This is a genomic window from Paucihalobacter ruber (assembly GCF_006494535.1).
In the GTDB taxonomy this organism is placed as follows: Bacteria; Bacteroidota; Bacteroidia; order Flavobacteriales; family Flavobacteriaceae; genus Paucihalobacter; species Paucihalobacter ruber.
On the sequence record NZ_VHIQ01000008.1, the window covers coordinates 24260 to 36743 of the forward strand.

Annotated in this window: 13 protein-coding genes; 11 read left to right on the plus strand and 2 right to left on the minus strand. The window is 33.7% G+C overall.

Going from position 1 to position 12484, the window contains the following annotated elements; genetic code table 11:
* Window positions 1-49: 49 nt before the first annotated feature.
* A complete protein-coding gene (locus FJ651_RS14670; RefSeq protein WP_216746161.1) occupies window positions 50-652 on the minus strand; it encodes an MCP four helix bundle domain-containing protein in 603 nt (200 codons plus the stop codon).
* 157 nt (window positions 653-809) lie between these two features.
* Here FJ651_RS14670 and epsC point away from each other — a divergent pair, with 157 nt between their 5' ends.
* The 3 genes from epsC to FJ651_RS14685 all read left to right on the plus strand — a co-directional run bounded on the left by epsC (window position 810) and on the right by FJ651_RS14685 (window position 3101).
* Window positions 810-1595 carry a serine O-acetyltransferase EpsC gene (gene epsC, locus FJ651_RS14675; RefSeq protein WP_140991421.1) on the plus strand — a complete coding sequence of 262 codons (786 nt, stop codon included), beginning with the start codon at window positions 810-812 and terminating at the stop codon, window positions 1593-1595.
* 3 nt (window positions 1596-1598) lie between these two features.
* Window positions 1599-2483, plus strand: a complete 885-nt coding sequence (gene cysM, locus FJ651_RS14680) for a cysteine synthase CysM (protein ID WP_140991423.1) — start codon at window positions 1599-1601, stop codon at window positions 2481-2483.
* An 84-nt stretch (window positions 2484-2567) separates the two neighbouring features.
* On the plus strand, window positions 2568-3101 hold the full coding sequence (locus tag FJ651_RS14685; protein WP_140991424.1) for a DUF4136 domain-containing protein: 534 nt from the start codon (window positions 2568-2570) through the stop codon (window positions 3099-3101).
* Window positions 3102-3221: 120 nt separating this feature from the next.
* Here FJ651_RS14685 and FJ651_RS14690 read toward each other — a convergent pair whose 3' ends face one another.
* A complete protein-coding gene (locus tag FJ651_RS14690) occupies window positions 3222-4415 on the minus strand; it encodes a PAS domain-containing sensor histidine kinase (protein WP_140991426.1) in 1194 nt (397 codons plus the stop codon).
* Between the two features lie 535 nt (window positions 4416-4950).
* On the opposite strand from FJ651_RS14690, the gene FJ651_RS14695 reads away from it, so the two are divergent.
* The 8 genes from FJ651_RS14695 to FJ651_RS14730 all read left to right on the plus strand — a co-directional run bounded on the left by FJ651_RS14695 (window position 4951) and on the right by FJ651_RS14730 (window position 12459).
* Window positions 4951-5517 carry a hypothetical protein gene (locus tag FJ651_RS14695; RefSeq protein WP_140991428.1) on the plus strand — a complete coding sequence of 189 codons (567 nt, stop codon included), beginning with the start codon at window positions 4951-4953 and terminating at the stop codon, window positions 5515-5517.
* Window positions 5518-5608: 91 nt separating this feature from the next.
* On the plus strand, window positions 5609-6334 hold the full coding sequence (locus tag FJ651_RS14700; RefSeq protein WP_140991430.1) for a DUF4142 domain-containing protein: 726 nt from the start codon (window positions 5609-5611) through the stop codon (window positions 6332-6334).
* 451 nt (window positions 6335-6785) lie between these two features.
* Window positions 6786-7964, plus strand: coding sequence for a hypothetical protein (locus tag FJ651_RS14705; RefSeq protein WP_140991432.1), 1179 nt, complete (start codon window positions 6786-6788; stop codon window positions 7962-7964).
* On the plus strand, window positions 7943-9568 hold the full coding sequence (locus FJ651_RS14710) for a hypothetical protein (RefSeq protein ID WP_140991434.1): 1626 nt from the start codon (window positions 7943-7945) through the stop codon (window positions 9566-9568). Before FJ651_RS14705 ends, FJ651_RS14710 begins: the two co-directional genes overlap by 22 nt.
* A gap of 95 nt (window positions 9569-9663) precedes the next feature.
* Window positions 9664-10737, plus strand: coding sequence for a mechanosensitive ion channel family protein (locus tag FJ651_RS14715; protein ID WP_140991436.1), 1074 nt, complete (start codon window positions 9664-9666; stop codon window positions 10735-10737).
* 341 nt (window positions 10738-11078) lie between these two features.
* Window positions 11079-11195 carry a manganese catalase family protein gene (locus tag FJ651_RS15880; protein WP_216746162.1) on the plus strand — a complete coding sequence of 39 codons (117 nt, stop codon included), beginning with the start codon at window positions 11079-11081 and terminating at the stop codon, window positions 11193-11195.
* 147 nt (window positions 11196-11342) lie between these two features.
* Window positions 11343-11801 (plus strand): ferritin-like domain-containing protein, encoded by a 459-nt coding sequence (locus FJ651_RS14725; RefSeq protein ID WP_140991438.1) that lies wholly within the window; start codon window positions 11343-11345, stop codon window positions 11799-11801.
* 79 nt (window positions 11802-11880) lie between these two features.
* Complete coding sequence (locus FJ651_RS14730) at window positions 11881-12459, plus strand: YciE/YciF ferroxidase family protein (protein ID WP_140991440.1); 579 nt, start codon at window positions 11881-11883, stop codon at window positions 12457-12459.
* The last annotated feature ends 25 nt before the right edge of the window (window positions 12460-12484 follow it).

The following is a 12484-nucleotide window of genomic DNA, read 5'->3' on the forward strand; positions in this document are numbered from 1 at the left end:
TGTTCCTATTATTCCAACAGCAGAGATACCCTAAACTTAATAAAAATTCTTATTTGTAAAAGATAATGAACTGAACTACGATACCTACGAGAATAATCAGAATTATTTCTATGTTCGACATTAAAGATGAAGTATTTAAAGATTGCTTAGCAAAGCGCGTCATGTTTTCACCTTCGGTTTGTTGAATATTTGCAAGCTGATCTAAATTTCGTTGAATACGACTAATTTGGGTTTTAATTTGATCTGATTCTGAAGCTCCTAAAGTATCACGTTCAGCTGAAACGTATTTTAATTCCAAATCGGTTAGTTTATTAAAATTATCTCGCAAATTTCTAAGGGTTGATTTTTCTTCTGAGGTCAACCTGGTGGCTTCAAAACTGCTTAACAACGAATTAACCGTGCTGTGATAAGAATTAATGCTGTAAGGCTCAGCATGTTTAATCAACATTTTTTCCTGATTGTGAAAAATATTATTCAACGTGTAAATGTAGCCCTTTACAACCAATCGGTCTTCGTAAACAGATGTTAAGGAGTTTTCCACTGTTTCAAATCTTTTTTTGTCAAATCTGTTCGTGGCAATAACTAATAAAAAAACAATGGCGAAAGCAAATCCAATTTTAATGCGATTAGTTGTTGAAAGTTTCTTGCTCATATTAAAAGTATTTAGGCTAAAATAAAACATAAGTTTTAGATGCGCAATTTAATCAGTTTTACAAGCGGGTAAAATTTGGGTTTCGTCAAAAAAAGTTACCAATTTAAGCCAAGGTCATAGCCTCAAATTAAGTATTTTTGTTGACGACTTGGATACTATGAAAAAGAAAGACCTCATTGAGAGAATAAAAGAAAAGCAACCCGATTTTTCTTATCGGGTAAAAGCACGTACTGAACACTTTACAGAACTTCTCTTTAAATGTCTATTTGATAAAGATGTTCCTTTAGAAACGTCGTTAATAGAATTAGAACAAGTTTTTATTGAACTTGTCAATATTGTTTGCTGGGACAAAGCCAAACGATGTCACGAAATATGGGACGAATATTTGCATTTGTTTCCCAATATATTAGACCAGCTACATCAAGATGCTCAGTCGCTCGAAAGTCACGACCCGGCGGCAAAATCTTTAGAAGAAGTTTATTTGTGCTATCCCGGATTTTTTGCCACAGCTGTCTATAGGTTAAGCCGACCGCTATATTTGAAAGGGTTACCTTTAATCCCGAGACTTATGACCGAGTATGCGCACCAAGTAACGGGTGTAGATATTCATCCCGGAGCCGATATTGGTTGTTGCTTTTTTATTGACCACGCTACCGGTGTGGTGATTGGCGAAACCACGGTTATTAAAAACAATGTTAAATTGTATCAAGGTGTTACGCTTGGAGCGCTATCTGTAAATAAAACCGATAAAAACATCAAAAGGCATCCAACCGTTGAAGACAACGTTACCATATATGCCAATGCCACAATTTTAGGAGGTGACACTATTATTGGAGCCAATAGTATTATAGGCGGTAACGTTTGGATCACACAGTCTGTTCCACCGGATTCTTTGGTTTACCACACACCTGAAATAAAAATAAAACCCGTTCCAAAAAAGTAACGTATGCATTCGAGTATTTTAGAATTAATTGGCAACACGCCGTTGGTAAAATCGCAACACCTTAACCCTAATCCAAATGTGGATCTGTATTTTAAGATGGAAGGTCATAATCCCGGCGGAAGTGTTAAAGATCGTGCAGCCTATAATATTTTAAAAAGTGCCCTCGATCGTGGCGATATCAATCAACAAACCAAACTTATCGAGCCTACCAGCGGTAATACCGGTATTGCTCTGGCGATGATTGCCGGATTATTTAAACTAAATATCGAATTGGTAATGCCCGAAAACTCCACCAAAGAACGCGTACAAACCATGCGGGCTTTTGGTGCAAAAGTAACGCTTACGCCGGCAGACGGCGGTATCATCGCCTCAAGAGATTACGCCGAAGCCAAACGCGATAATGAAGGTTATATCATGCTTAACCAATTTGCCAACGACGATAACTGGAAAGCCCATTACAAAACCACCGGACCTGAAATCTGGAGAGACACCAAAGGAAAAGTCACGCACTTTGTAGCCACCATGGGAACTACCGGTACCATTATGGGTACATCTACGTATCTAAAAGAACAAAACAACAACATTCAAATTGTTGGGGTGCAACCTGCAGATGGTGCTTCTATTCCGGGCATCAGAAAATGGCCAATTGAATATTTACCAAAAATATACAACCCTAAAAAAATAGATCAAATTATAGAAGTTAACGAAACTCAGGCGAAAAACATGACCCAACAATTAGCCCTACAAGAAGCAGTTTTTGCCGGTATGAGTAGCGGTGGCAGCGTCTATGCCGCCATAGAATTGTGTAAAACTCTGAAAAGTGGATTGGTGGTTGCTATTATTTGCGATCGTGGCGACAGGTATTTATCTTCCGATTTATTTGATTAGAAAGTTGACTATAAAAAATTTGTAACACTTTATAAATTGTCTTAAATTCACTTTGGTCATTTATCATTAACATTATTAAAACCTATGAAAACAAAACATCTACTCAAATTAATCATCGTTCTTACGATTCTTAGTTCTTGTAGTTCTGTAAAAACAACTTCAGATTACGACAAATCCGTTAATTTAAGCGATTACAAAACTTTTGGTTTTACAAAGGAGTCAAAGGAACTTCCCACTAATGATTTGGTTAAAAACCGAATCCTAAATGCCATTTCGTCTAATCTAAAGAGTAAAGGACTCACAGAGTCTGACAATCCTGATATGTTAGTTGATTTGGGACTTAAAACCAAAGAAAAAACAGATTATCAATCTACCAACTACGATATGGGTGGTTATTATGGTAGACGCTGGAGAGTTGGTACAAGTATTGGTACCACTAATACACGGGAAATCAATTATACCGAAGGTACGTTGGTAATCAATTTAGTTGATGCTAAAAAAGATCAGTTATTATGGATGGGTTCAGGAACTAGTGTAGTAAGCGACAAATCGGTTAAAGAAGAAAATATTACCGCAGGTATCAATAAAATTTTAAGTAGTTTTCCTTCTTTAAAATAACATTTTTTTACAATTTCGAATTTGATTAATAGATAGCAATTATTTGATGATATGGTGGAATTTAGTTCCACCATATCTATTTTTAACGATATTACAAGACTGAATAACCTGAGTAATCAATTAACCTCCAATACATTTAACATCTTCCAATATGTTTACTTTTTCTGCTGGCTTTTCAATAGGTAAGGTGAAATAAAATGAAGACCCATTACCTTCTACACTTTCAACCCAGATATGACCACCATTGCGTTCAAGAAAGCTTTTCACCAATATTAGACCAATACCGGCACCTTTATTTTCTTCAACGGTTTTAGAGAGTGAAATAACCTCTGGCGTAAAAAGTTTTTCTTGTATTTCTTTAGACATGCCTCTACCGGTATCTTTTATTTCAACTATAATCATGTGATCTCTTTTTTTTGCAGACACCATTATTTTACCGCCGTCGTGAGAATGTTTGATGGCGTTTGAAACAATGTTTTGTAAAATAGAAATTAACATTTTACCGTCGGCATACACAGAACTTTCTTCTTCCACAGCATTGTGAAAAACTATAGTTTTAATAGCTGCCGTTTCTTTTAAAGATTGAAAAACTTTGTTGACATAATCAACGAGTTCAATTTTGGCTGGTGCAAATGCCTCGGCGGCATATTTTATTCTGGCCCATTCCACAAGATAATCCAGCATATTCAACTCGCTTATGGAGGCCGTATGCAGTTCTTCCAATAACTCTTGAGCAAACTCAGGTTCTAAAATTTCATAGTTTAACTTTAAATATTCGGCGCCTTGAATGATACCGGCTAACGGACTTCTTAAATCGTGCGACAAGATAGCCAGCACTGTTTCCTTATGTCTGTTTAAATCTTCTAACTCTTTGGCGTATTTATTTATGGCGTCTTCCGAAGCCTTTCGTTTTGTGATATCGCGTAATATTTTTACAAAACCCATCACTTCATTTTCTTCATTTTTTAAAGGAAACACCAAACCATCGGCATAAAATGTAGTGCTATCTTTACATAGATGCCATCTTATATCTTTAGATTTTCCTTCAGCTAAAGCCGTTTCAATTTCCTTTTTTGGAATCCCATTCTTTTTGTCTTCTTCGGTGAAGATAATCTCAAATGGCTTTCCGATAATTTCATCTTTGGTATATTGAAATATTTTAACTGCTCCTGAATTCCAGCTGTTTATATTGAGTTCTTTATCAACCGTTAGAATTGAATAATCCTTTAAACTATCAATGATCTGGCTACATATTTCGGCATTGGGTATGTAGTGCTCTTTAATACTTACTTTATTTTTTGCTTGTTGAATCATGGTTACCTGTTCTAATTGTTATTTTAAGATTTGGTGCTTGAATAATCTGAACGAATGTATTCTTTATATAATAATTTGTGTTGCACAATCTCTTTATTTTATTATACAATTCACATATAACTAGTTTATTTCAATTATGTTATAAAAGAAATCAACTTCAAGTATTACAAAATAAACACAAGAATATGTCAAACAATAAGGCGAGAGACAACTTTAAAACAGTATGGTGTTAATATTTATAATACAATCATAACACCTTATCATGCAAGACTTAAACATGAAAAAAAAATCATTCAAAATGAATGATGACTATCAAATATCCATCTTTTTAAAGTCTCTAAACCACTAAAAAATATTTTAAAAACGGACAATCTTAAAGTGAAATTAACTTGTTTTTCTAACTATTTACACTGCTCGTATTGACATGTGAATTCTATAATATCTTTCTAAGATTTTGTAAATCTATCGATTATAGTTTTTTAACCTTTACATATTAATAATAAGTATATAAATCACAGTTAAAATAAAACTTAAGATGAAAACAAAACAAAAACAAAATCAAGATCGTAAGGTTGAAAACAATGCAACACATCGAAGTCTGTTAACCGGTATGTTTAGTGACCGTGAAAGCACAGAAAATGCATACAATACATTACAAGAAAGAGGTTATAAAAAGGATGACATTAATTTAGTAATGTCCGACGATACTCGTAAAAAATATTTTTCGGGTTATGCCAAAGAAACTGAAATAGGCACAAAAGCTGCCGAAAGTGCAGGTAAAGGATCTGCAATTGGCGGTTCGGTTGGTGCTGTTGCAGGTGTTATTGCCGCCATAGGCACAAGTTTGGCTATACCCGGTTTGGGAATTGTAATTGCCGGTCCTATTGCAGCAGGTTTAGCCGGTGCAGGTGCAGGCGCCATTACAGGTGGTGTAATTGGAGCATTGGTAGGGTCTGGAATTCCAGAAGCCCGAGCTAAATTATACGAATCGGGTATTGAAGATGGACAAATTGTATTAGGAGTTCGTCCACGTAACGATGAAGACGCCGAATATCTTGAAAATAATTGGAGAAGTAATAAAGGTCAAGAAATTCAATACTAGAATTTTAAGGTACCAATAAACGGAATGACTTTATAAGTCGTTCCGTTTAAACCTATTTAATTAGAAATACTAAAACTTAAAATAAATCAAAATGAGAACATTAACACCTTTAAAAGAAATTATCATACAGATAATTTTAACAACATTTATTGTAACACTTGTATCCTGTGGCCCGGCACAAAATACTGAAGAACCCGGCTTATACAATCAAGACAATAGTAATAGAATGGACAACTACAAAATAAGTAATGATAGTCTTAGTAACTATTACCGTACCGATAATGATCTACTTGGCAACGATATATTAATTGATAATAGATCTGCTAATGAAAGAATTAACTATAGACTTAACGCACAGCAGCAAAAAAGAGATTCACAATTTCTTGCAGGAGCAGCCACAACTAACCTAAAACAAATAAAGGCAGGAAAATTGGCTCAGAAAAACGGAAAAACAGAAGAAGTTAGGGAGTTGGGAAAAATGATGGAAGATGCCCACCAAAAGTCGCAAAAGGATTTAACAGCACTAGCGCAGCGCAAAAATATTCAAATTCCTACTTTTCTGGATGTCAGCGCTCAGAGCGATTACGATGAATTCTTCTATGAATCTAAAGATAATTTTGACAAAGTATATACTGATATGATGATCAATCTGCATGAAGAATCAATAGAAGACTTTGAAAAAGCGTCAACAGAAAGTAACGATACCGATATTAAAAATTGGGCTGTTGCTACTTTACCAGATTTGCGCAAACATCTTGAGCACTCAAAGGAATGTCAGAAAAAATCTAGTCATATGATGCATTTGAAGAAAAATTAATGCCAATTAAATTTTTATCAAACAAAAGGATATTCATTTAATTAAATTGATTCTTATACAAGTAATTGTTTAAGAGACAGAATAGAAAATAATGGTGAAACCACGTCGGTTTTTTTATTAAGGCCTGCGGTCTTCACGGTTTTAAAAAATTTAAAGCTAAAGAAATTCTATGATTACAATTTCGTCTGGATAACTTACCTAAATATTAATTTAAAGTTATCCATTCGAAATGTTTATCGAATTCAAAATTCTTTTAGTAAAAAGTAAAATCGACAAGCATTTCCGGTAATCATAACGGATTTTTTGTTACAACTTTTTATCAATTGTTACGCACTTGCCAAACATCCTTAATAAACCTAAAGTTATCATAAACATAAACAGAATAAAGCATTGTGCAAGACTACAATATCGAAGTATCGTACTTTGGAAATTAACCGAATTGCAATAGACCATGAAACCTATAATTATAAAAGTACTATTAAACTTGGCCATTTTCGCCCTTTGTCTTTCTGCTTTAAATGCACAAGAGAGAAGTGTAAAAGTTGATTTTGAATCAGGATCCTTTTACAACAATCCAAAAATTCCATACGATGAACCATTTGTGATAACAGGAGAGACAGGCAGTGACATCGAATTTGTGAAAATTAATATTTACAACGAAGATAAAAACGATGTGCTACACTACTATGTTTGGAATAGAATAGACAGTAATAGTTCAGAAACTTTTAATATTGTGGTTCCGGCAGTTCTTAGATCCAATTCAAAATACGATTTTGAGATCATTACTTATAAACTTTTATCACCAGACAAAAAAGAAGCGCTGCTGCACGATGTTGAAGATCGTGTACGTTTTTTGCTTACTAACAACTTTTATTTTGATGGAAAAAATGTAATTGTAAACAAGCCAAAGGATGTTTACAAAAAAATTGATCAATTATTATCAGATTCTTTTCAATTTTATGAGTCGAAGAATTTAATACCAATGCAAGCGCCATCTCCCCTTATTTTAGAGGCCTTAAATAATCAAAGCGATTTTAAATTTGGGAGGTTTTTTAAAAAATCAACCCGTGCAGAGATAGATGATAAAGCAAACGCAATGATTGCCGAAAAGGTAGAACATTTAGTAAGTTTAATAAGCTCAGAAATCGCACCGTTTTTAAACACACAGCTCGTACAGCACTACAGACAGGCCAACGTTAATAATATTGAAACTGATAAAGAATCCTTTACACTACCCGTAAATATTGGTATGTACGCATGGGACAAATCGGTTAGCATAGATAACATTTCTACAAACAACACCAATTTTACACTTGGTGCAGGAATAACCCTGCCGTTTAGTAATAGAAGTACACTGGCATCAAGATCTAAAATGGTTGATTCATTTGGCTTTTCTATTGGAGTTTTATTTGAACCAATTGAAGATAGCAAAGGCACTAAATTTGTAACCCCGGGAGTTAACCTTCCTGTATACACCGGCCTTGGAATTCGTTTCTTTAAGGTGTTGCGCTTTAATGCAGGTGTTATAGTATTGGGTGAAAAAGGAAATCAAAATTTTAATAAATTAACAGTAATACCAACAGCCGGACTGGCATTAGAACTAAACCTATGGATGGGAGTAAAAAATTAATTGGAATATTTTTATTAGGTTATATGATCTTGACTTTTAATGCTTGTAAAGTTCAAAAGCATAGTTATGGAGGTTTATATATAGATAGCGAAAATTTAGTTAGTGACTCAATAAGGGCTGATAAAAAGATAGTTGATTTTGAGATAAAGACCGACTCTATTAAAAAAATGATGCGCAAATCAACAGATAGTTTATATCAAAAAAGAGTTGAAAAATTGCTTACTTCTCTTTCCGATTCCATTGAGCAGTTACGCTTTCAAATATCTGAGATTCAAAAACAACAGTACACAATAACTGACAGTATTTATGTATGGGGCGAACAACAAGATTTTCAACCAAAAGACAGTGTGCAAAAAGTAGAAAGTTTTAAAACACCAGCTCAAATAAAAACTGACAATTTAAAATCGCAACAAACTCATAAAAATGAACTTAAAACAACCAATAGTGTAAAAAATGACACTGCAGAAAATAGAAAAAAAATGCAGATAGTAAAAAAAGCAGATAATCAGTCAGAAATCAAAAGCGATCAAGTTATAGAAGATAGAAACGACAGCATCAATTCTTCAAAAACTCAAAATGGAGTGGTTACAAAATCTTTAAACCAGAAATTGAACACCACAGATAATGCAATAGAAACAAAAAATATAAATAAGGAAGATGCTCTTATGCCCTATAATAATAACACACAGGTGTTACAAACCAAAAACGACACAATTGTTCCAATTCTCAGCCAAATCGATGAACTGCAAAGCACTAATACCATAAAAAACGATACAATTTTTATGGTGAGAGAAATAGCTGAATCAACTCTTTTAGAAAATCAGCATCAGGATTACATGAATCGGCAAAAACTCAAAGCGAAAGATGATCAAATTCAGAGCTTACAAAATCAGATAAACGCACAGCAAAGTTCAAATACCAAAAGGCAGCAACAATCATTTATTTTAAGAGATAGAACGCAGCGTCAGCCGTCTAACAATCAACAATCCGATCAATTAAGCATGCAATTAATTAAAGATCGAAACGATACTATTCAATATCTTAGAAGCCAATTACGAAGTCTACAACTTGAACCACAGAAAAGAGATACTGTTATTCTAGAACAACAAAACAGAAATTCACAATCAGTCAACAAACCCGTTGACGCGTCAAAATTAACATACTCTGTTAAGAACTTAGAAGACAGTTTAAAATCGCTTAATAGCCGAATGTCAATTATGGAGAAATCAGCAGCTGCCAGACAGAACGAAAGAAATGCCGCTCTATCTAAAAAACCGGATACTAGTTCGATGGTTGTTTTTTATGATAAAGGCAATATAGTTCCTAATAATGAAGCACTTGTGTTAAAACAAATTAAGACATTAAGCAATAATAATAAGGTATTGAACTTAACACTCTCAGGATATACCGATAGTTCTGGCAGCTCAATAGTTAATAAAAAAATCACTAATGAGAGAATCAACTATTTATCAGAAATAATTAAACAATGGATTTCCGAAGATAAAATATTCTTTCAAAACTTCGGGGATGTTCTATCTTCTAATAAAATGATTAGCGATGAACGCAGGATAGAAATAACAGTACTTACAGAAGAGCCTAATTAATTTTTTTGATATCATAGTCTATTCGCACACTTTACTTGGTTGATTAGGCGGTTTTATAGCACCAACAAGATTATACTGAAAATTAAAAGTGAATTATGGAAACAACAGACCCTATTGAAGATAAAGCCATAGAAGACATCAAAAAGGATGAAAAGGTACAACGAGCCTTAAGCGAAACTTCAATCTCATCACCAAACGAAGGTACGATAACTTTTAAAAAAGATGCGCCGCTTCTGGGTATTACTGCTATTGTATTTTTGGCCTGTATTGTTTTTTATTTTTTGCTGAGATGGGATCGCATCCCTATTTCCGACAATTATATTCCAATAGCACAAAAGCTCACCTTGGCCGTTATGTTCATTTCATTAGTGTTAATGGCAACGAGACTCCTAAAAATAATATTTGACCACAAAATAGAAAATAAATCATCGGTTTTTAATTTTAATCGTATCGCCGACTTGTTCGCCGGTATGCTGATACTTGCCATAATATTGTCGCTGTTGTTTGCCAACTGGTATGCAGCAATGGTATCTTTTGGCATTGTATCACTGATTCTTGGATTTGCTTTACAAAATTTAATCACAAGTTTTTTTGGATGGCTCTACATTCTTATCCGTAAACCTTACGAAGTTGGTGAACGCATTAAAATTGGCAATGTCTTTGGCGATGTTATTAATGTAAGTTACTTAGATACCACTTTATGGGAATTTAATGGTGATTATTTAACCTCCGATCATCCAAGTGGGCGTATTATTAGATTTGCCAATTCAAAAGTGTTCAGTGAATATGTATATAATTATTCGTGGCCGCTGTTTCCATTTATTTGGAATGAGCTTAGTTTTTTCATTTCATACGATAGCGATTTTAAATTTACAAGTGAAACGGTAAAACGTATTGTTGAAATTAAAATTGGTGAAGCTATGGTTAGAAGAGTGAAGCGTTTTAAAAAGATTTTGGCTGACACACCTGTTGATGAGTTAAATGTAAATGAATATCCTTCAGTTATTTTAAAATCGCACAACAACACCTGGATAGAAGTAGTTGTACGATATTTGGTTGATCCTAAAAATTCAGGTAGAATCAAAAAAGAACTCTTTGAAAGCGTTATGGAAGAGCTTAAAAAAAATCCTTCAAAAGTAAGATTTCCAAACACCAATAAACCTATTTAAGGTATATGCCGATTCAGTTGATGGTATTTTAAACTCAATTCTGTTTAAAATTAATTCAGATACTAATCAATGTCAATTTTCCCGCACTTATAAAAGGTAGGCATTCTTGAATTGATATTACCTAAATAATGCTAATCTCTTTATTCTTTACGTCTAACAATTATTAAAAAACCCCAAAGAAACACGGTCGTAATTTCCTTTACTAATATGTAAATTATGTTATTATTGATAAGGATTATGTAAGGATTAGATTGATTATCAACTGTATTTTTGTATATCAACAGAACAGAAGCTTTACTTAATCAGATTCTAACAGGTTATCCAACCTATAAATAAAAAAAATGTTTCATCACGTAAAAGAATTACAATTTAATGCGAGGGTTTCTAAACCAGATGTTCGTTTTGCTAAACTTCTTTTAGAACAATTTGTCGGTACAAAACGACAACAAATCACTTAGCACCGAACGCAAATCAAAAGTAGATAAAGCAACACAGTCTAAAAATGGCATAATGAGTTGGTCGGTTTATGAGGAGAGCATCGATGCCAAATCAAAAATTACACAAACAAATTAATAATAATTTTTTAATCTATAAAACTATAAAAAATGGAAAATGACAAGACAATTGACGTATTAAACTCACTTATTACTATTAATAATGATAGAATTGAGGGCTATGAAACCGCATCAGAAGCAACTGATGAGCAAGACTTAAAAACCTTATTTGCGCGATTTATTTCAACCAGTCAAAAATGCAAACAAGAACTCGTAGGTGAAGTTCAAAAATTAGGTGGCGATGTTGCTAAAGGCACCAAAACTTCAGGGAAATTCTTTAGAGCTTGGATGGACGTTAAGGCTGCCCTTACAGGCAGAGATAGAAAGGCTATTTTAAACTCTTGTGAGTATGGTGAAGACCAGGCACAGGATACTTATGAAGATGTATTAGAAAATGATTTGGAAGATTTAAAGGTTTCTTATCGAAAGATGATTAGCGACCAAAAATCTCTGCTTAACGCCGATCACCATCATGTAAAAGATTTGCGTGATGCTTTGGTAAATGCTTAATGAAGATTTATTCAAATGGCTTTAAAGCCGGATTAAATCTATATAAAACAACAATATTAATTAGTAAACATCAAAACAAATGAAAGATCAAAAATCAGGTTCAATGACCGTTTCACAAAACGGTAAACAATCCAAAGGAAATTCAAAACATATACCAATGAAATCGACTCAATTAATGAAGTTATTTCAAGATGAGTTGAAAGACATTTATTGGGCTGAAAAAGCATTAACCAAAGCAATTCCGAAGATGAAAAAAAATGCAACTTCAACAGACTTGGTTGATGCTTTAGAAAATCATTTAGAAGAAACGCACGAGCAAATAGAACGTTTAGTCAAAGTCTTTGCAAGTATTGATAAAAAACCTATCGCAGAAAAATGTGATGCCATGGAAGGTTTAATTAAAGAGGCCGATGGCATCATGGAAGAATGTGAAGAGGGTCCGATGTGTGATGCCGGAATTATTTCGGCTAGTCAAAAAATAGAACATTACGAAATTGCTTCGTATGGAACGCTGCGCCAGTTTGCTGAAACTTTAGGTTTAAAAGAGGCTGTTTCACTTCTTGAAACTACACTTAAAGAAGAAAAAGCTGCAGATCAAAAATTAACTAAGGTAGCTACCAAGGCGGTGAATGTAGAAGCGACTAAAGAAAAAGTATAATTCATTTAAAATGAACAAAATTTTC